The 18,975-nt window shown below is 56.4% G+C and carries 19 protein-coding genes; 7 read left to right on the forward strand and 12 right to left on the reverse strand.

Annotated features, from left to right (window positions below):
- Position 1 precedes the first annotated feature (1 nt).
- From J7395_RS04535 to J7395_RS04545, 3 genes are read right to left on the reverse strand one after another with little or no spacing between them, the layout of a single operon-like run.
- Positions 2 to 1,522, reverse strand: a complete 1,521-nt coding sequence (locus J7395_RS04535) for a tripartite tricarboxylate transporter permease (RefSeq protein ID WP_062950340.1) — start codon at positions 1,520 to 1,522, stop codon at positions 2 to 4.
- A 17-nt stretch (positions 1,523 to 1,539) separates the two neighbouring features.
- Positions 1,540 to 2,079, reverse strand: coding sequence for a tripartite tricarboxylate transporter TctB family protein (locus J7395_RS04540; RefSeq protein ID WP_348541206.1), 540 nt, complete (start codon positions 2,077 to 2,079; stop codon positions 1,540 to 1,542).
- An 8-nt stretch (positions 2,080 to 2,087) separates the two neighbouring features.
- Positions 2,088 to 3,032, reverse strand: coding sequence for a tripartite tricarboxylate transporter substrate binding protein (locus tag J7395_RS04545; RefSeq protein WP_062950336.1), 945 nt, complete (start codon positions 3,030 to 3,032; stop codon positions 2,088 to 2,090).
- Positions 3,033 to 3,270: 238 nt separating this feature from the next.
- Between J7395_RS04545 and J7395_RS04550 the strand changes: the two genes are divergently transcribed.
- On the forward strand, positions 3,271 to 4,104 hold the full coding sequence (locus tag J7395_RS04550) for a sulfite exporter TauE/SafE family protein (protein WP_037988410.1): 834 nt from the start codon (positions 3,271 to 3,273) through the stop codon (positions 4,102 to 4,104).
- 127 nt (positions 4,105 to 4,231) lie between these two features.
- Positions 4,232 to 4,903, forward strand: coding sequence for a FadR/GntR family transcriptional regulator (locus tag J7395_RS04555; protein ID WP_209220669.1), 672 nt, complete (start codon positions 4,232 to 4,234; stop codon positions 4,901 to 4,903).
- A gap of 37 nt (positions 4,904 to 4,940) precedes the next feature.
- Here the strand turns inward: J7395_RS04555 and J7395_RS04560 are convergent, their stop codons facing one another.
- The 6 genes from J7395_RS04560 to J7395_RS04585 all read right to left on the reverse strand — a co-directional run bounded on the left by J7395_RS04560 (position 4,941) and on the right by J7395_RS04585 (position 10,217).
- Positions 4,941 to 5,696, reverse strand: coding sequence for an aspartate/glutamate racemase family protein (locus J7395_RS04560; RefSeq protein WP_209220670.1), 756 nt, complete (start codon positions 5,694 to 5,696; stop codon positions 4,941 to 4,943).
- Complete coding sequence (locus J7395_RS04565; protein WP_062950324.1) at positions 5,693 to 6,520, reverse strand: ABC transporter permease; 828 nt, start codon at positions 6,518 to 6,520, stop codon at positions 5,693 to 5,695. The genes J7395_RS04560 and J7395_RS04565 overlap by 4 nt, the downstream gene beginning before the upstream one ends.
- A gap of 1 nt (position 6,521) precedes the next feature.
- Positions 6,522 to 7,367: an ABC transporter permease gene (locus tag J7395_RS04570; protein ID WP_223304904.1), complete on the reverse strand. Its 846-nt coding sequence runs from the start codon at positions 7,365 to 7,367 to the stop codon at positions 6,522 to 6,524.
- Positions 7,368 to 7,464: 97 nt separating this feature from the next.
- Entirely contained in the window at positions 7,465 to 8,781 is a 1,317-nt protein-coding gene (locus tag J7395_RS04575; protein ID WP_062950322.1) for a PotD/PotF family extracellular solute-binding protein, read from the reverse strand.
- 27 nt (positions 8,782 to 8,808) lie between these two features.
- Positions 8,809 to 9,894, reverse strand: coding sequence for an ABC transporter ATP-binding protein (locus tag J7395_RS04580; protein WP_037988293.1), 1,086 nt, complete (start codon positions 9,892 to 9,894; stop codon positions 8,809 to 8,811).
- Between the two features lie 29 nt (positions 9,895 to 9,923).
- Positions 9,924 to 10,217, reverse strand: coding sequence for a hypothetical protein (locus tag J7395_RS04585; protein WP_209220671.1), 294 nt, complete (start codon positions 10,215 to 10,217; stop codon positions 9,924 to 9,926).
- Here J7395_RS04585 and J7395_RS04590 point away from each other — a divergent pair.
- Together J7395_RS04590 and J7395_RS04595 are read left to right on the forward strand one after the other, a co-directional pair.
- Positions 10,210 to 10,941 (forward strand): GntR family transcriptional regulator, encoded by a 732-nt coding sequence (locus J7395_RS04590; protein WP_062950318.1) that lies wholly within the window; start codon positions 10,210 to 10,212, stop codon positions 10,939 to 10,941. The two genes, J7395_RS04585 and J7395_RS04590, sit on opposite strands and share 8 nt — an antisense overlap.
- A gap of 608 nt (positions 10,942 to 11,549) precedes the next feature.
- Positions 11,550 to 13,127, forward strand: coding sequence for an aldehyde dehydrogenase (NADP(+)) (locus tag J7395_RS04595; protein ID WP_114109323.1), 1,578 nt, complete (start codon positions 11,550 to 11,552; stop codon positions 13,125 to 13,127).
- A gap of 1,279 nt (positions 13,128 to 14,406) precedes the next feature.
- Here J7395_RS04595 and J7395_RS04600 read toward each other — a convergent pair.
- Positions 14,407 to 14,856: a PaaI family thioesterase gene (locus J7395_RS04600; RefSeq protein WP_209220672.1), complete on the reverse strand. Its 450-nt coding sequence runs from the start codon at positions 14,854 to 14,856 to the stop codon at positions 14,407 to 14,409.
- A gap of 232 nt (positions 14,857 to 15,088) precedes the next feature.
- Between J7395_RS04600 and J7395_RS04605 the strand changes: the two genes are divergently transcribed.
- Complete coding sequence (locus J7395_RS04605) at positions 15,089 to 15,265, forward strand: hypothetical protein (protein WP_156484574.1); 177 nt, start codon at positions 15,089 to 15,091, stop codon at positions 15,263 to 15,265.
- Between the two features lie 100 nt (positions 15,266 to 15,365).
- Positions 15,366 to 16,298, forward strand: a complete 933-nt coding sequence (locus tag J7395_RS04610) for a LysR family transcriptional regulator (RefSeq protein WP_209220673.1) — start codon at positions 15,366 to 15,368, stop codon at positions 16,296 to 16,298.
- Positions 16,299 to 16,313: 15 nt separating this feature from the next.
- Here the strand turns inward: J7395_RS04610 and J7395_RS04615 are convergent, their stop codons facing one another.
- The gene (locus J7395_RS04615) at positions 16,314 to 17,114 is read right to left on the reverse strand and encodes a CbiX/SirB N-terminal domain-containing protein (protein WP_209220674.1); all 801 of its coding nucleotides are present in this window, start codon (positions 17,112 to 17,114) and stop codon (positions 16,314 to 16,316) included.
- A gap of 79 nt (positions 17,115 to 17,193) precedes the next feature.
- Entirely contained in the window at positions 17,194 to 18,105 is a 912-nt protein-coding gene (locus J7395_RS04620; RefSeq protein ID WP_209220675.1) for a LysR family transcriptional regulator, read from the reverse strand.
- 139 nt (positions 18,106 to 18,244) lie between these two features.
- Between J7395_RS04620 and J7395_RS04625 the strand changes: the two genes are divergently transcribed.
- Positions 18,245 to 18,946 carry a pirin family protein gene (locus tag J7395_RS04625; protein WP_062960472.1) on the forward strand — a complete coding sequence of 234 codons (702 nt, stop codon included), beginning with the start codon at positions 18,245 to 18,247 and terminating at the stop codon, positions 18,944 to 18,946.
- Positions 18,947 to 18,975 lie beyond the last annotated feature (29 nt).

The raw sequence follows: 18,975 nt of genomic DNA on the forward strand, positions 1-18,975 counted from the left end.
CTTAATCGCCGTCCTGTTCGTCGGTGGCGGGACGGTTCTTTTTACGCATTTTAAGGATGGACCGGACGCTGAAGATAACCGACAGCAACGCCGCCGCCAGAAGGATGGCTGAAATCGGCCGGGTAAAGAAGGTCGTCCAGTCCGGATCGCTCATCAATGCGCGGCGCAAATTGGTTTCGGCAATCGGCCCCAGGATCACACCCAGCACCAGCGGTGCCAGCGGGTAATCAAGGCTTTTCAGGCCATAGCCAACCAACCCGATAATCCCCAGAAGATAAAGGTCCGTCACCCGGTTATTAAGCGCAAACGCCCCAATAACGCAGCAAATGATGACCGTCGGCACGATGAACTGCTTGGGGATGTCCGTCACCCGCAGGAACAGGCGCATGGATGCGACACACACCACCAGCATCATCAGGCTTGAAACGATCATGGCAATGAACATGCCATAGGCCAGATCGGCATGATCCATGATCAGGCGCGGACCAACCGAAATCCCGTGCACCATCAATGACGCCATCAGAATGGCATCAACCGCAGAACCGGGGATACCAAGCGCAATCATCGGGATCAGACCGCCACCCGCCGTGGCAGAGTTCCCCGCCTCGGACGCGACCACACCATCGGCGCAGCCTTCGCCGAATTTTTCCGGGTTTTTGGAACTACGTTTGGCCTGATCATAAGCCAGCAGGTTGGCGATGGATCCACCCGCACCCGGCAGCGCCCCAATCAGAACCCCGATCATGGACGACCGGAACAGATTGACCGGCGCCATCAGGACTTCGCGCATGACTTTCCATGTCTTGAAGTCGATCACATCCGGGATCAGCGCCTGATTGGTCTTCTTGCCATGAATTTCGACTTCGCTCAGAAGCTGGCTGATCGCGAAAATACCAATCAGCACCACAAGGAACGGCAAGCCCGGCATCAAAAGATCGGTGTCAAAGGTCAGGCGCGATTTACCCATCATCGGGTCCGGCCCGATGGTCGCAATCCCAAGGCCAATGACGCCCGCGATCAAACCACGGATTAACGAATTCCCGACAAGGCTGGCAACAATCGTCAGCGCAAAGACGATCAGCGCGAAATATTCCCACGGGCCAAGCTTGACCGCAATCAGCGCCAGCGGCGGGGCGGCAACGATCAGAACGATGGTCGAAATCACGGTCCCGAAGAACGATGCCCATACACCCAGTGAAAGGGCCCGGCCCGGTTCCCCCTTGCGCGCCATCGGAAAGGCATCAAAGGTCGTGGCAACCGAACTTGGCGTTCCGGGAATGCCCAGAAGGGCGGCACTGATCAGGCCACCGGTGTACCCCCCGACATAAACCGACAGCATTACCGACACACCCTGCAACGGTTCCATCGCAAAGGTCAGCGGCAGGGTCAGAATGATTGCCATTGTTACGGTAAAACCGGGGATGGCCGCGGCAATAATCCCGGCAACCGACCCGATCAGCATGTATGTCAGGGTATCAAAGGCAAATACCTGATGGGCCCCGGCAAGAAACGCATCCAGCATAATTTAAACTTTCCCGCCTAACCCGCGAACAGAACGCCGCGCGGTAGGAACACATTGAAAACTTCTGCAAACAGCAGGTTCAACCCGACCGAAAAAATCAGGGCGGCGATGATGGACTGAATGACGGTTCGTCGCGAAACACCCGCGATCATCAACTGCGCAATCAGCAGAAAGACAAAACTTGCAAGCGAGAACCCGGTCCAGGGCATGACACCAAGATAAACCGCGAACAGGACAAACAGGCCAATGGCGACCCGACGCACATAAAGCCACTGGGTAAAGACAGCCCCCACACCCGCAAGCCCCCCCGCCCGCACGATTTCAATGATCGAGCGAACAGCCGCAATCAGGCAAAGCACCGCCAGCAGGGCAAAGACAAGTTTCGGGAATGTGCCCGCCCCCAGCGGTTCCCAGCGGGACGTCGGCAAACCGGCCGCCATTGAGGACAGAACAACAGAAACGCCACCAAAAACGATATAGGAGATCAGCCGCGCCAATTCGGTGCGGGCGCGCGAAGCAGCGGATACACCTGTATCCGCTGCTGCTGCCTCCGTCACCTTGACGGTCATCCTTCGAGCTTGCCTACAAGCTTCGCGATGGTCGCGTTCAGCTTATCAAGATAGGCGCTGTATTTTTCCTGACCATAAAACACCGGATCGGCACCGGCATTTTTCATCAGCTTGATCACGTCTTCGCGCTGCATGACCTTTTCGATATGGGCTTCAAGCGCATCAACGGTTTCCTGCGGCGTCCCTTTCGGCAGAACCACACCACGCGTGATCACCAGTTCGGCATCCATGCCAAGTTCCTTAAGCGTCGGGACATCCGGTGCATCATCGGTGCGTTCCTCGGTACCAACGGCTGCATAAATCAGATCACCATTGTCGACGAACTGCTTGGCCGACGAGATATCGCCAATCGCGATATCGATGTTGCCACCCATCAGGGCACGGATACGCTCACCCGTGTCGGTATACCCGACATAGGAAAACTGAAGCCCCATGGCTTCTTCGATCATCGCGATATGAACATGCGGGATCCCGCCCAGTGTCACACCGGCACGAACGGCACCCGGATGTGCCTTGGCATAGGCAACCAGTTCTTCAAAGTTCGAAAAATTGTCGTTCTTCGAAAGCGTCAGATATTGCGGCGAGGACGCCACCAGCGCGACGGGGATGAAGCTGTCCCAGTTCAGTTCGGTAATCCCGGTCTGGTTCGATACCAGAAGACCTTCGTGAATCTGCGAAATGGTATAACCATCTGCCGGGCGCTTGGCGAATTCGGCAAGGCCGACATTGCCACCCACGCCGGGCATGTTGATAACCGGTACGGCCTGACCGGTTTCTTCGGTAAGGCCCTGGGCAACGATACGCATCAGCGTGTCACTGCCACCACCCGGGCCCCACGGCACGATGAATTCAATCGGTTTTTCGGGATAGCTCTGCGCCTGCGCGGGTGCGGCAAAGGCAGCGGCCATCAAACCGGCGGCTACGGCAATCTTGCGGAACATATGTTCTGCCTCCTGATGAGATTTGATACCTGAGTCTGAACCAATTTATATTTGGTTTGTTCATTTTGTCGCCATATTGTTGGCATTCTTGCATTTGGTTCGCAACTATTAAATCTGGTTAATGCTGATTAATTGCCAGATTAAGCTGATTAACAGCGCAAAACATTTGCCAACTACGACCAATCAGAGTTAGTACCAATACACCTAGATAGTCATTATTGGTTTGGATTGGTTCATCATGATTGAAATCGAAGGCACCATGAGCCTGTACCTGCTGTGGGGTGCAGCAATGCTGTTTGCCGGCATCGTTGGCGGCATCATGGCCGGGCTTCTGGGCGTCGGCGGCGGCATCGTCATTGTGCCGGTGCTGTATCATTTCCTGACCACCATGGGCGTTGATGAAAGCCTGCGCATGCAGGTCGCGGTTGCCACCTCGTTGACGACGATTATCGCCACCGCGATTTCATCCACCCGAAGCCACTATAAAAAGGGTTCGGTCGATATCGCCCTGCTGAAACACTGGGGACCGGCAATTGTCGTTGGTGTCCTGATTGGCACTGCGATTGGCGGCTTTGCCGATGGCCGGGTTCTGACCATCGTGTTTGCCGTCGTGGCCCTGCTGGTTGCGGCCAATATGATTCTGGTCCGGGATCGCGAAACCGATACCCAGAAAAACCCGCCCAAATCCGTCTGGGCGATACTGGGTGTGATCGCAGGCAGCCTGTCGGCCATGATGGGCATCGGCGGCGGCACGATCTGCGTACCGGTATTAAGCTTCCTTGGATATGACATCCGCCGTGCGGTGGGCACATCGGCCGCAATCGGCCTGATCATCGCCCTGCCCGGCACCATCGGTTATGCCATGTCCGGCATCGGTGTGGACGGGCGTCCGCCCTTCTCGCTGGGATATGTGAACGTGCTGGCCGCGGCCCTTCTGATCCCGATGACGGTTCTTTTCGCACCGGTCGGCGCACGCATCGCGCATTCCATCCCAAGACGCGCGCTTCGCATCTGTTTTGGCCTGTTTCTGGCCATCACATCATTGCGCATGTTCTATGATCTGATTTCCTGATATCTGATTGGGATTGATGCTGTTCCGGACCGATGAAACCGCAAGGGTGCAAAACGCGGGCAACGGCCCGGAACAGATAAGATTTAACAGATAAGATTTAAACGTCCAGATAACGATAAAAAAAGCCATGAATGACATAGCAACCCAGGGGTTGGCAGAAAAGCTGAGAACAAGCTTCGCCGCGGGAGAATTCGTCAAGAACGGGCGCGTCATCGCCGAACGCGAATTGGCCGAACAGCTTGATGTCGGACGTCGCGCGCTGCGCAAGGCATTGGATCAGCTTGAATCTGATGGCCTGATCTGGCGCCGTCAGGGGCAGGGCACCTTTGTCGGCACCCCACCCACACCACGCCTTCGCAAGCTCGAAGGTCTGGCCACCCGAACAAGCCCGTTTGAAATCATGGAAGTCAGGCAGGAGATCGAGCCATCGATGGCCCGGTTTGCCGCCCTTCGCGCCTCGCAGGCCGATATCGACACCATGCGCACCATGATCGAAAACGCTGCCAAGGCCCAAAATCAGGGCGAATATGAAAAATGGGATGCGGCCTTTCATCAGAAACTGGCCGAAAGTGTCCGCAATACGCTGTTTCTGGCAGTGTTCGAAGCCGTCAGTGCCGTCCGCCGCGAAGCCGCATGGGCGCGTATGCGCGAAAGCAGCCATTCGGACCGCCTGATCAATGACCTAAGCACCCAGCATCGCGAAATCGTCGACGCCATAGAACAGCGCGACCCCAAACGTGCAGAAGACGCCATGCGGCGTCATCTGGTTCAGGTCGAACAGGCGTTAAAGCAAATCTGACCGGATGGAAATCCGGCCCCGACCCGATCACGCAATCTCACTCGACCGGCGCAAACTCGGCAAATATCCCGTCGTAAGTTTTAACCGGCGGACTGGCATAGGCTCCGGCCTTGCTGGTCTGAAGCCCAAGCATCCCCATCGCCTCAATCAGCTTGACCGCCGCACTGACCCCGTCAATCACCGGCACGCCAAGCTCGGCCTGCAAACGGTCGGCAATATCGGTCATCCCGGCACAGCCCAGCACAATCGCCTCGGCACCATCTTCGGCAAGGCAGTTTTCCGCCGAGGTTTTCAGCGCCAGATAGGCCATATCCGCATTTTCGCCCTCGAAATCCAGTGTCCGGACACCCGCCGCCCGCACCACACATTGCGAAGACGCCCCGTATTTCGACACCAGATGTTCAAGCGGACGCACCGACACCGCCATCGGGGTGACGATGGCAAAGCGTGACGCAACGATGGCCGCAAACCGAAGGGCCGCCTCGCACAAGCCCATCACCGGTGCCTTGGTCAAACAGCGCGCGGCATCAACGCCGGTATCATCAAAACACGCCACGACATATCCGCTGATCTTCCCGCCCGATGCCCCGTCGGCCTCAAGCCCGCGCATCGCGGCAAGCAACCCGACACTTGCAAACGCCTCGTCATAATAACCCTCAATACTGGCCGGGCCGAATTTGGGGTTCAGGGCCAAAACCTCGGTCCCGGGTGCCACAATACGGCGGGCCTGCAAACCAACCTTCTCGGTAAACCCGACCGACATATTGGGATTGATAACCGCGATCCGGGTCATGCCTTTTGCCCCTTGCGATGCCGCAGGATCAGGACCGAACCGAGCGCAATGGCAATCACCACAAACGAAAAGCCGGTCGTCACCGTGCCCAGCGCATAAAGCACGGGCGTCGTCACGTTGGTTGTCATCCCGTAAATCTCTAGCGGCAGGGTATTAAGCGCGCCCGCCGTCATCAGCGTCCGGGCAAACTCGTCATAGGACAGGGTAAAGGAAAACATCGCGACACCAATCAGGCTGGGTGCCACCATCGGCAAAACAATATGCCAGATGGTCTGCCAACTGCTGGCACCCAGATCGCGTGCCGCTTCCTCATAAGACGGATCAAACCGGTTAAACACCGCAAACATGATCAGAAGCCCGAACGGGAAGGTCCATGTCAGATGTGCGCCAAGGGCTGATGTAAACCATTGCGGTTGCCAGCTTACGATATTGAACAGCAACCCGATGCCAAGCGAAATAAGGATCGACGGCACGATCAGGCTGGCAATCGCCAGATAGAAAATCACGCTGTCACCCTTGAACCGCTTGCGAAACGCAAGCCCCGCCATAAAGGACACCAGAACCGTCACCACCATGACAATCAGGCCAAGCTTGAGAGATCGCAGGAACGATCCGCCAAAATCCCCGACCGCCTGCTGTTCAAACAGGTTGCCGAACCAATGGACCGAAAACCCATTCATCGGGAAGGTCAGACCGCCATTCTCACCCTGAAATGACAGGATAAAAATCGTCAGCATCGGCCCATACAGGAACAGCACAAACAGCGCAAAGAAGGCCGCCAGAAAATAGAAACTTGTCGGGCGCTTTTCACGGGTCTTCGCCATCTCAAAGCTCCTTCCTGATATCGACCATGCGAAGCAGGGCCGTCACGATCAAAAGCACGGTCACCAGAAGCACCACCGCACTGGCCGCCGCCGCCGGATATTGCAGTAACCCGATTTCATTGGAAATCTGAAGCCCGACCGACGCACTCTGCCCGCCACTCATCAACCGCACCGTGATGAAATCGCCCATCACAACCGTAATGACAAAGATCGAACCGATTGCAATACCGGGCTTTGATAGCGGCACAATCACGTGCCGCAGGGTTTCAAACCCCGATGCCCCGGCATCACGCGCGGCTTCTATCAGGGAACGGTCAATGCGCATCATCGAATTGAAAATCGGCACCACCATAAACAGGGTGTAAAGATGCACATCCGCCAGAACGACCGCAAAATCCGAAAACAGCAGGAATTCAAGCGGTTCATCCACAATCCCCAGCCCCATCAGGGCCGAATTCAAAAGCCCGTTGCGCCCCAGAAACGGAATCCACGAAATCATGCGAATGATGTTCGATGTCCAGAACGGGATCGTGCACAACATGAACAGGACAATCTGCCATGTCAGGCTGCGTACATGGAACGCCAGGAAATAGGCAACCGTAAACCCGATCAGAAGGGTAAAGCCCCAGGTCAGCGCGGCATATTTGAATGTATTAAGGTAAATCTGCCAGGTTACTGAAGACCCCAGCAGGTATTTGTAATTTTCAAAAATGAAGTCGGGCAGAATGCGGTATTCGTCATAGTCCCAGAAACTGACGACAATAATCGTCAGCAACGGCACGACCAGAAAGATCGCAAAGATCAGCGCCATCGGCGAGATCAGGAAATACGACGATCGCTTGGACATATCAAACGCCATTGTCTGCCCTTTGAACCGGAAAAATCATCAGGGAAATCAGGATATCGGGCGCAACCGAAGCTGCGCCCGACCGAATTGAAACGCCTTATGCGGCGATGAATTCGTTCCACTTGCGGACCATGTGCTTATTCTCGTCCATGACAGAGTTCCAGCACGCAACCGATCCCATGCGTTCCTCGTACGAACCGCCATCGCGAACCGCACCGGCCTTTTCCATAACCTTGCCATCCGGGCTAAGGATATCGCCCTGGGCTTCCTTGCCTTCCATCCAGAAGCCCCATTCGTCTTCGGACATGAATTTCTGTGCGGTTGCCGGGGCAGCACTGTAATAACCCTGACGGTTAAGATACGCCCCGACCCAGCCCGACAGGTACCAGTCGATATATTCATACGCCGCCTCAAGTTCGAGGCCGGTAAGGTGCTTGGCCAAACCAATGCCGCCACCCCATGCACGATACCCTTCCTTAAGCGGCTGGTATTTGCACGCAATGCCCTTGGACCGAACGGCCGCAACCGCCGGTGACCACATCGACTGAATCACGACTTCGCCCGATGCCATCAGGTTGACCGACTCATCGAAGCTCTTCCAGAAGGCGCGGAACTGACCGGCTTTCTTGGCATCGATCATGATCGCAATCGTCTTGTCGATTTCTTCCTGGGTCATGTTGCCCTTGTCACCATAGGTAACTTCGCCCATGGCTTCGCAAACCATGGCCGCATCCATGATCCCGATGGACGGGATATTCAGGATCGATGCCTTGCCCTTGAAGGCCGGATCAAGCAAATCGGCCCAGCTATTGATCGGACGTTCGATCAGGTCCGGGCGAATGCCAAGTGTATCGGCATTGTAAATCGTCGGAACAAGGGTCATCCACTGCGTCGGCGCAGATGCAAATTCAACACTGTCGGCACCTTCGACGAAGCCAACCGTGTGCGGTGCCGTGCCCTGTGCGATCTCGGAATCCGGGGTCAGTTTGCCGTCGATGAACAGCTTGGAGATATACTGATAGTTTTTAAGCTTGGTGGTATCCATCGGCTGCATGGTGCCCGCCGGGAAAACCTTCTTACAGATCCAGTATTCGATATCGGCAATATCAAACGATTTCGGCTGGGTGACCGCACGCTGCGCAACCGCATCGGAATCAAGGGCCGTCATCTGAAGCGTGAAGCCAAGGTCTTCCTTAACCTTGTCGGCCACCGCATTGATGTTTGAAACACCCGTGCCGAACTGGCGCAACGTCACATCCTTGATGTTCTGCGCCCAGATGGTCGGGAAACCGGTGATCGCACCTGAACCAATCGCGACACCGGCAGTCGCAGCCGCACCTTTAACAAAACCGCGGCGGGTGACTTCCTTGGTCGAAAGCAGGTTTTTCGTCGTTTTGGAATTGTCGGTCGTCATGTGAAGCTCCTGATAAATGATGTTTTTTTAGGCCAGAACATGCGCGTGTTCGGGTTTCCAATAGGCGATGAACTTTTCCTTCCGGCGCACAGGCGCCTGCCGAAATTCACTTTCGGTCTTCATCAGGGTGATTTCCTTGCCGTCATTGGTCGTCGCCACAATCCGCACCCAAAGGCCGAGATACTCGACCGTTGTGATTTCGACGGGAATCTGACCATTTTCGGCATCACCGGGCGCTGTTTCACCCAGTCCGATCAGGTCGGTACGAATTGTGAATTCAAGATCCTCGCCCGTGGCACCATCGCCATATCCGGGCAGGAAGAAACTATCGGGGCCACGGGTCAGAAGCGTGCCCGCCGGGCTGCTTTCCGAAACCGTTCCCTTGAAAATGTTCTGACCGCCCATGAAATTGGCGATGAAGCGCGAACGCGGCTTGTTGAATATTTCTTCCGGCGTGCCTTTCTGGCGAATGACACCGTCTTCCATGACAACAACCATGTCCGAAAGCGCAAGCGCCTCGTCCTGGGCATGGGTGACATGGACAAATGTGATGCCAAGCTCCTGCTGAAGGCGGCGCAATTCATCGCGCATCCGGGCCCGCAGGAACGGATCAAGGGCCGAAAGCGGCTCGTCCAGCAACAGGACGGAGGGCTGCGTGATCAAGGCACGTGCAAGCGCGATCCGCTGCTGCTGGCCACCCGAAAGCTGATCGGGCTTGCGATCCGCAAACTTTTCCATATGGACGCGCGCCAGCATTTCCTTGGCCCGTTCGTTGCGCTCCGCCGGGGAAATGCCCTGCATCCGCAGACCGAACGCGACATTTTCCATGCAGGTCATATGCGGGAACAACGCATAATTCTGGAACATCATGGCCGTGCCACGCTTGACCGGCGGAAGCTCGGTCACATTGCGATCCCCGATCAGAAGATCACCTTCGCTGATCACCTCATGCCCGGCGATCATGCGCAATGTCGTGGTTTTGCCGCAGCCGGATGGACCAATCAGGCAGCAATAGGCCCCTGCCGGTATTTTGAGGTCGATCGATTTGACTGCGATGGTACTGCCGTAATGCTTACTGACAGCGATCAACTCAATGGCCCCGTTACCCTTCATGCGCCCACCCGTTACTGCATGCAAAATTGTTAACAATCCATATTTTTGATTGTAGGCAAATTGCGTGCCATTTTCAGGATCGGCGGTTTTGCGGGACGTTCAGCCGAAACCATAGGGCGACGAAACCGGCCAATGCCCGATTCATGCGCAACTTGTGCGCAATTTTTGCACAGCAGCATTCTTTTGATTAAACTGAAGGCAAAGCCGTCGCGACTCATCCAAAACGATTGCCGCATTTTTTTGTTTTGCAGATCGTCAACAATTTTGTAGAAAAGAATTGACCCCTCGAATGAACAACCGGAAAGATGCGCCGCGATGGCCAACCCCGCACAGCCCACCCCCTATAAAGGCAGCGGTAAACTTCGCCCGGAAGAATTGATCTATCAGGAAATGCTGGGTGCCATTCTTGACCGGCGGCTGGAACCGGGCATGAAACTGATCGAAGAAGATCTCGCCAAAACATTCTCGGTCAGCCGTGCCCGCATCCGGGCCACCTTTTTACAGCTCGCACATGACAAGCTGATCAATCTGGTCCCCAATCGCGGCGCCTTTATTGCCGAACCCACCATTGACGAGGCGATAGAGGTCTTTTCGGCCCGTCGCATGATCGAGGACGGCGTGGTCCGCAAAATCGCCGCCAAGATGACGCCCGACCGCGCAAACCAGATCCGCGAGCATCTGGAACGCGAACATCAGGCGCACCACGCAGGCGACCACCGCGCCGCCATCATTCTTTCCGGGGAATTCCACCTTTTGCTGGCCCGCCTTGCCGGCAATCTGGTGATCGAGGAATTTCTGGAACGCCTGATCCTGCGAAGCTCGCTGATCATTGCGATGTATGAAAGCCCGCAACCGGTAGATTGCTCTCACTCGGAACATGAAACGCTGTTAAACGCCCTTCTGGGCGGCGACCCGGACGCCGCAGCCGCCGAAATGGCCAAACACCTTGATGCCATTCGCGACCGGTTGCAGCTCCAGCGCCCCAAACCAGCCAAAACCGATTTCGCCAGCATCTTTGGCCGAAACCCCAAATCGGTCGCCAGCTAGTCCGGCATCATCCGCCGGGATTTTTCAAATATCAGCACCCGCCATCGGCTTCCGTGAGGCACGAGGCGGACCGCGCAGCCTCCGCCTGGACACACCAGAAATCCTTGGCCAGTAATCCCTGGCCGCAATGCGCGGCACAACACAGCACTATACTGCACGGCATGGCATGGCATGGCACGGACATACACGCCCGCAGGATACTGACACAGCATTCCAGCCAGATCATCATTCCCACGACGGCGGGAATCCAGTCTCTTTCAATGGGATATGAATTCCGGGTCTGCGCTCTGCTGCGCCCGGAATGACGATTTTGATCCATTCCGGGCTTTGTCAATAATCTGAATTCTGGCGAGCACACACGCCCATGGCTTTCTCTGACCAATTATAATTGTATAAATTATCCAATAATGCTTAACTATTTGAATCTCTGCTGGCGGCTGCTGACGGCATTTTTGTCATATAATATGATATTTACATCCCATCCCCGATTTCTTAAGCTGCCGCCGAATAAAACCGCGTAAATCGGGCGTTGCAGGATTACCGAAATCCACCGCCCAACCCTTTGCACGGTATCATCATACAAACACGCCAACCCCACAGGAGGCTCCATGCTGAATGGACAGCACTATATTGCAGGCGAATGGCTGAACGGTCCGGATGTGTTTCAGGCCGATAACCCGTCGACCGGCGAAAAACTGCCAACAAAGTTCCAGCACGGCACCGAGGAACTGGTGGATCAGGCGGTTCAGGCGGCAAATGCCTGTGCCGAGGAATTTGCGGCGATGCTGCCGGCCAAACGCGCGGCCTTCCTGCGCGCGATTGCCGATGAAATCGATGCGCGCGGCGATGAAATCACCGAAATCGGCAATCTTGAATCAGCCCTGCCCGCTGCACGCCTGACTGGCGAGCGCGGCCGCACCGTGGGTCAATTGCGCTTCTTTGCCGACTGGATCGAAGAAGGATCATGGTTCGAAGCCCGCATTGAAACCGCCCAGCCTGATCGTCAGCCCCTGCCAAAGCCCGACATCCGCGTCATGCACAAGGCCCTTGGCCCGGTCGGTGTTTTCGGTGCGTCAAACTTCCCGCTGGCATTTTCGACCGCGGGCGGTGACACCGCATCGGCACTGGCCGCCGGTTGCCCGGTCGTGTTCAAGGGTCACGCTGCCCATCCCGGCACGTCCGAAGTCGTTGCCAAGGCAATCGAAGCCGCAATTAAAAAAACCGGCATGCCCAAAGGCGTGTTCAGCCTGATCCATGGTGGCACCCGCAAGGTCGGTCAGGCGCTGGTCGCCCATCCGCTGATCAAGGCGGTTGGCTTCACCGGCTCGACCGGTGGCGGTCGTGCGCTGTTTGATATTGCCGTTTCCCGCCCGGAACCGATCCCGTTCTATGGCGAACTGGGCAGCAACAACCCGGTCTTCCTGATGCCAAAAGCCATGGGTGCCAAGGCCGTTGAAATCGCCAAGGGCTGGGTCGGATCGCTCACCATGGGTGTTGGTCAGTTCTGCACCAATCCGGGTCTTCTGATCGCGCTCAAGGGTGCCGATCTTGACGCCTTTGTTGAAACTGCTGCCGCCGAACTGGGTCAGGTTGGCGGTGCCGCCATGCTGACCGACCGCGTTTCAAGCGCCTATCATCATGTAACCGACGCGATGGCCGGTCACGCCAAGGTAACCTGCGCGCTTAAACGCCGCGACAGCGACGGCCCGTTCGAAGGCAGCCCGGCAATCTTCCGCACCACGGCTGCCGACTGGCAGGCCAACCCGGAACTGGCGGAAGAAATGTTTGGCCCGGCTGGCATCATTGTCGAATGCGACACGCCCGAAGAAATGGTTGCCCTGTCGGCAACCCTGATCGGGCAGCTGACCGCGACCATCCACATGATTGACGCCGATGCCGAACTGGCCGGGAAACTGCGCCCCGCCCTTGAAAAATGTGCCGGCCGCATCCTGATCAATGGCTGGCCCACCGGGGTCGAGGTCTGCCATTCCATGGTTCACGGCGGCCCCTATCCGGCAAGCACGGATTCCCGTGCAACATCCGTTGGGTCGCTGGCGATCAAACGTTTCATCCGCCCGGTCTCCTATCAGGCCTTCCCGGACGCATTGCTGCCCGAAGCCCTCAAGGACGCGAACCCGCTCAACATCCCGCGCCTTGTAAACGGCAAATGGCAGATGCCGAAATAATCCCGGCCATATCAATCAACCAAGGGCGCGCCATAATGGCGCGCCCTTTTGCGTTGAAAGGCAGAAGAATCAGGCAAGTCCCCCTGCCTCATAATCGGTCAGGAAACGGTTGAGGGCGCACCGGTGGCATCGAAGGCAATGGCAGGATTAGGAACACCAGACTCCGAAAGCACGGCAACAGAGGTGACTTTCCTGCAAACAGACCCAATGCCCTGCCCGAACAAAAACGGGCCTCCAACAGCCCCGCCAACAAGCGGCTCATAGACGGCCCGATGCCGTCCCTGCTGCCTCTTCCAGCAAATCCTCCACAGCAACTTCCGGCGATGCAGAACTTCCGGCAATACTGGACAAATCTCGGACTTCCACCAGCCCCGCCAACAGTCGGACCACTGACCGCCCACGGCCTCGCTGCCTGCTCCGGCTCTTCCGGCAACGCCATGACCACCGAAGCCCGGACAAACCTCGGGCTTCCGCCAGCCGTACCACCAGACGACCCAATGACGACCCACAACCTCGCTGCCCGCTCCGGCCCCTTCCAGCAACGCCACGACCACCAAGTCCGGACAAACCTCGGGCTTCCGCCAGCCGTACCACTAGACGACCCAATGACGACCCACAACCTCGCTGCCCGCTCCAGCCACTTCCGGCAATGGCATGACCACAGAGCCCGGACAAACCTCGGGCCTCCAGCAACCTCGCCAACTGACGCCCCACGGACCGCCCACTGGCTCGTTGCCCGCTCCGGCCAAGGCAACAATCTGCCACCCCGGCGTCCAGACAAACCTCGGGCGTTCGCCATTTTCACCGACAGACGGATTTCGGGCATACTGCCCCCAACCTGTCCACCACCGACGGGCCGCAAATCACTGCCACCACTGCTGCCATTGCTGCCATTGCTGCCGCTTCCGGCAAATCCGGGGTCCGTTCCCCGACAAGACGCACCTCTCCCGTCATGACAAATAAGCGTTTTCGAAACCTGTTATCGTCTGATCAGAATGCCGCCGTAATGGCTCCGCCATCCGCCGAAGAGCATCCTGCGGGTTGCCCCGCGACCCTGCCTCAATCTTTGCCGCTGCATCCTGACCCCCTCTTTGATCCGGCCCCAAACGCAAAAACCCGCAGAGCCTGTAAGGCCTTGCGGGTTTCGGTCCGGGTGCATTTCTCCCGTTGACTTTACTTTTATGCCACAATTAAAAGAACAAATCAAGAACTTTTTGAAAAAGCTTTACATAGCGTCAAAGGCCGACCCCTCAGGGACCGTCCTGTATTTCCATAACCCCTATGCGTCGCGCGGCACCCCGTTCGGGTCCTCGCTACCGCTATGGTATTTGAAGGTGCCGGTCGCGGTCGCGATCACCTCGCCCGCCGCGTTATAGGCGGTGGCTTCGGTAAAGACGATCTTGCGCCCGCCGCCCTGTTTGCGCCCCTCAACCCGCACCGTGCCGCCGGTTGCCATCCCGATGAAATTGGTCGTCAGCGACAGGGTCAAAGATTTGCGGACATTCCCCGGAACGGCACAGTAACAGACGGCACAGCCTGATGCCGTATCCATCAGGGTTGCAATCACGCCACCATGCAGGATACCCGCACGATTGCGGTGATGATCCCTGATTTCAAGCTCGACCACCGCACGGTCTTCTTCCCATTCAACAATCCGATAGCCCAGATAAGCCTGAAGCCCGCTACCATGCGCCTGTTCCCAGGCAAGATTGTCATCCACATCACTCATTGCACGACCTCTGGTAAATCCTGTTTGCCAAGCTATAGCAGATAAATCCAACATTTTGGACCATGCGCGTTTGGCAATACATTGTGCATTGCGATATAAATTAATCATTCAATATCAATTACTTATATCTATCGTTCTCCAAACAAGAACGGGATAGCGGTGAAACGAGAATAGTGGGTTCAAACGGCGTCTGGTACATCTGAAATCACCCCAGACGCAAAGGAACCTACCCATGGCAACGCTTGCACTTAAAGACACCACCACCATCGAACGCGAAGTTCGCGTCAACTGGTTCACCAACCTTGTTCATGCTCTTCAGGTCGCCGTGATCATGAAAGCGTCGAAAGCACGCACCCATGATGAACTGATGACCGAGTGGAACAATGCATGGCGTCAGGTCGAGGGCTAATTCGCCCTCTCTGACCCTGCGGGTTTGAGGATTGGCATCCAAAAGATGCTGTCAATTCATCGCCCTTGACGGTTTCAACCAAACAACCGAAAACGGTTGAATGCAAAAGTTTGATATCGTCACGATCCGGTTGTTTGTCGCCATTGTGCGCGCCGGAAGCATCAATGAAGCCGCCCGGCGCGAACATATCGCGACATCGGCTGTAAGTCGCCGCATCGGCGAACTTGAAGCCATGCTTGGCGTCAAGCTGCTGCGCCGTCTGCCCCGCGGTGTCGAACCGACGGAAGAAGGCGCTATTTTCGCGCGCTACGGCGAAAAGCTTCTGGGTGATCTCAATCACCTGTCAAACGAGCTTCGCGATTTCAACAGCGGCGAAAAGGGCAAGATCTATCTTGCTGCCGTAACCTCGGCAATTCTCACCGGACTGCCTGCATTTCTGGCCGATTTTCAACGTGATTTTCCCGATGTAACCGTCGATGTCCGTGAACTGACATCGCGCGAGTCATCTGATGCGGTGCGCGAAGGCCGTGCTGATCTGGCGATCATGGCCGATAACGGCCCCTGTCAGGGTTTGTCGAACCACGTCTTTTGCGACGACCCGATCTGGGTTGTCACCCCCAAGGGCCATCCGCTGATCCCCGATCAATCCAATCCCGCCCCGGTTACCTTTGCCGAAGCCGCAAAATACGACATCATTTCCCTGCATGAAGGCGGCGTTATCGATGACCTGATCAGCGAGGCGGCAGGTAAACTGCATCACGACATGCATCCGCATATCAAGGTCATGCGTTTTGGATCCTTGCGCCAGATGATCGCAGCCGGACTTGGCATCGGCTTCCTGCGGCAAAGTTCGGTCGCAGGTTACATTGATCACATGAATATTTCCGGCGCACCGATTGCCGATAGCTGGGCCAAACGCCAGTTGCTGATCGTGCATGACGGTGAGGATACCCTCACCAGTTCCGCCAAAGTCTTTCGCGATTATCTGCTTAAAAAGGCATCCGAAACCAAGGTCAAACCGGGTCTTGGCTGAACGGGTCGCATCACCTTAAATCAGACCTGCGCCGTTCTCGATCCGGCTCTTGGCAATCGGGCGATGCAGCCCCTTTGACCGATCAGGCCTATGGCGCACAAACCTTGCTGCCTCCGCCAAAATCAGATCAGGCAATTCCGCCCATTCCCCAATCGGAGCGAGTATTTCAATCGTCTCGCCCGGTTGTGCCGCAATCATTTCCGGTAAATCCGTACAGGCATGCATGCCACCGCCTGCGAGCATCGGCACAATCAGCGCATGCTTGCGCGACCCGATTGTTCGCCAGTCCCGCAGTGACGGATCACCTTCGATATTGCCAATGCAAATCTCGCTTCCGGCGCAGAAACCACCAAGTTCACGGGCAAATCTGACGGTTTCCGGCAGTGGCTCGGTCAGGGTTTTCAGACCATGCGGCACCAGAAATACCGATGTTTCCGATCCATCCCAGCCACGCCGCGACATGGCGGCCTGAACATGGCGGGCAACCATGGCCGTAAAACCCGGCAGGTTGATTGCAGGCGGCAGGACAACCGCACGATCAAGTCCGGCATCGCGCAAATTGCGCGGCAGTTCCTCAAAAACCAGATAACCTTCGCTGAAAAACAACGGAAAGACGATCAGATCGTCTGCTTCGTGATCGCGCTTCAGCTTTGCCAGTTGATCGGGAACCGACGGTGTACTGCGCATATAGCCATGGCGTACCGGCCCGGCCCAATGATCACGCACGGCATCCGCCAGCGCCGCCGCAGGATCGCCGCCATTGCCGCTGTTACCATGTGACACCATCATCAGGGTCGGCATGCCAAAACTCGTCATATCCATGTATCACCAGAGCCTGATCAAAACCTAATATCTGGTACGTGGACTGCAAGGGTTCGGATTTCCCGCCCCCTCTTTATTGCACCAGATCCCAGTGGGGCTGACCGCCAAAACGGTCATAAATAAAATCGACCAAAAGCCGGATACGTGCCGATAATTGTCGGCTGGGCGGATAAAGCAGATACAGAAACAGTTCCGGCGGGCTGTAATCACACAAAACACTGACCAGATTGCCACTTTGCAAATCCGGCCCGGCAATGAAGGTTGGCAATAATACCAGGCCAAGATCGGCGAGCGCCGCATCGCGCAGAACTTCGGCATTGTTGCAGCAGAAAACGCCATTCACCTGCACGGAAACCGGCCCGTCCGGTCCGGTCATCTTCCAGCTCGAACCGGCTGGCAGGCTGCCGTAATGCAAACATGGCAAAGTCGCAAGATCACGCGGAGATTCCGGTTCGCCATGCTTTCGGATGAAGTCCGGCGAAGCACACAAAACCCGGTTCATCGGAATGATTTCATGATCAATCAGTGCCAGTGTTTCACTGGGCTGGCTGATCCGCACTGTCATGTCATACCCGTCCGCGACCGGGTCGATAAAACGGTCCGATAGGGCAAGTTCAACCCGGATGTCAGGGTATTGCCGTGCAAAGTCAACCAGTGCTGGCCCCAGATGCAGCGTGCCAAACGACATCGGCGCATTGATGCGCATATCGCCCGACGGCGTTTCGCGGTTTTCGCGAATGGCTTCTTCTGCTTCATGCAAATCGGCAAGAACCGCCTTGGCCCGGTCATAAAAAGCCCGGCCGCTTGGCGTGACGGCGACCTGGCGCGTCGTGCGGTTCAGAAGCTGCACCCCCAAATCTTCCTCAAGCGCAATGACCGCCCGATTAACCTGGGATCGTGATTGACCAATCGCACGTGCCGCTGCGGCAAAACTGCCTTCATCAACAACTTTTACAAAGGTTTGCAAGCTTCCAAGCTTGTCCATCCGGGGGGCTCCGCCATGCCTATATCTGTTTTATTGTCGCCAATTATGCGACAGTATGCACATTATTACGATAATTGTCACTTTTTGCGAAAAGCGTATTCTGGCTCCAACAAACGACACCCCAGCGATGGAGACCAACATGATTACCAAGATCGAATCCGCAGACCGTGGCCGCGCCCAGTTTGGCTGGCTTGACTCCCATCACACTTTTTCCTTCGGTCACTATTACGATCCGAAACGGATGGGTTGGGGCCCGCTGCGCGTGATTAACGAAGACCGGGTTATCCCCGGTGCCGGTTTTGACACTCACGGCCACAAGGATATGGAAATCATTTCCTATGTGCTTGATGGCGCGCTTGAACACAAAGACAGCCTTGGCACAGGTTCCGTTATCCGCCCGGGCCGCCTGCAGCGCATGACGGCCGGTACGGGCATTCGCCATTCGGAATACAACCATTCGAAAGAAAACCCGGTGCACTTCCTGCAGATTTGGGTCATTCCAGAAGCAGCGAACCTCGAACCGGGTTACGAGGAAAAGGAAATCGCACGTTCCGATACGGGTTCGGGCCTGTCACTGATCGGCAGCCGCACCGGCCGGGATGGATCGATCACCATTCATCAGGATGTTGATCTTTACGTTGCCCATCTGGGTGAAGGTGAAACAGCATCCCATAAAATCGAACCGGGCCGAATTGCGTGGGTTCAGGTAGCGCGCGGCATGCTGAGCGTGAATGGCGAAACCCTGAAGGCCGGCGATGGTGCCGCCATCCGGGACGAAGACGAACTGATTTTCAGCGACGCAACCGAAGCTGAAGCCCTTGTTTTTGACATGGTCGCCTGAACCGGTCTTCTGGTCCGACTTTTCGATGG

It is taken from the genome of Thalassospira sp. A3_1 (assembly GCF_017744215.1).
GTDB lineage: Bacteria > Pseudomonadota > Alphaproteobacteria > Rhodospirillales > Thalassospiraceae > Thalassospira > Thalassospira lucentensis_A.

Coding starts and splice junctions, on each gene's coding strand:
- J7395_RS04535 (WP_062950340.1), bottom strand. CDS start 1,522: ATGCTGGATGCGTTTCTTGCCGGGGCCCATCAGGTATTTGCCTTTGAT.
- J7395_RS04545 (WP_062950336.1), bottom strand. CDS start 3,032: ATGTTCCGCAAGATTGCCGTAGCCGCCGGTTTGATGGCCGCTGCCTTT.
- J7395_RS04550 (WP_037988410.1), top strand. CDS start 3,271: ATGATTGAAATCGAAGGCACCATGAGCCTGTACCTGCTGTGGGGTGCA.
- J7395_RS04555 (WP_209220669.1), top strand. CDS start 4,232: ATGAATGACATAGCAACCCAGGGGTTGGCAGAAAAGCTGAGAACAAGC.
- J7395_RS04560 (WP_209220670.1), bottom strand. CDS start 5,696: ATGACCCGGATCGCGGTTATCAATCCCAATATGTCGGTCGGGTTTACC.
- J7395_RS04565 (WP_062950324.1), bottom strand. CDS start 6,520: ATGGCGAAGACCCGTGAAAAGCGCCCGACAAGTTTCTATTTTCTGGCG.
- J7395_RS04570 (WP_223304904.1), bottom strand. CDS start 7,367: ATGTCCAAGCGATCGTCGTATTTCCTGATCTCGCCGATGGCGCTGATC.
- J7395_RS04575 (WP_062950322.1), bottom strand. CDS start 8,781: ATGACGACCGACAATTCCAAAACGACGAAAAACCTGCTTTCGACCAAG.
- J7395_RS04580 (WP_037988293.1), bottom strand. CDS start 9,894: ATGAAGGGTAACGGGGCCATTGAGTTGATCGCTGTCAGTAAGCATTAC.
- J7395_RS04590 (WP_062950318.1), top strand. CDS start 10,210: ATGGCCAACCCCGCACAGCCCACCCCCTATAAAGGCAGCGGTAAACTT.
- J7395_RS04595 (WP_114109323.1), top strand. CDS start 11,550: ATGCTGAATGGACAGCACTATATTGCAGGCGAATGGCTGAACGGTCCG.
- J7395_RS04600 (WP_209220672.1), bottom strand. CDS start 14,856: ATGAGTGATGTGGATGACAATCTTGCCTGGGAACAGGCGCATGGTAGC.
- J7395_RS04605 (WP_156484574.1), top strand. CDS start 15,089: ATGGCAACGCTTGCACTTAAAGACACCACCACCATCGAACGCGAAGTT.
- J7395_RS04610 (WP_209220673.1), top strand. CDS start 15,366: ATGCAAAAGTTTGATATCGTCACGATCCGGTTGTTTGTCGCCATTGTG.
- J7395_RS04615 (WP_209220674.1), bottom strand. CDS start 17,114: ATGACGAGTTTTGGCATGCCGACCCTGATGATGGTGTCACATGGTAAC.
- J7395_RS04620 (WP_209220675.1), bottom strand. CDS start 18,105: ATGGACAAGCTTGGAAGCTTGCAAACCTTTGTAAAAGTTGTTGATGAA.
- J7395_RS04625 (WP_062960472.1), top strand. CDS start 18,245: ATGATTACCAAGATCGAATCCGCAGACCGTGGCCGCGCCCAGTTTGGC.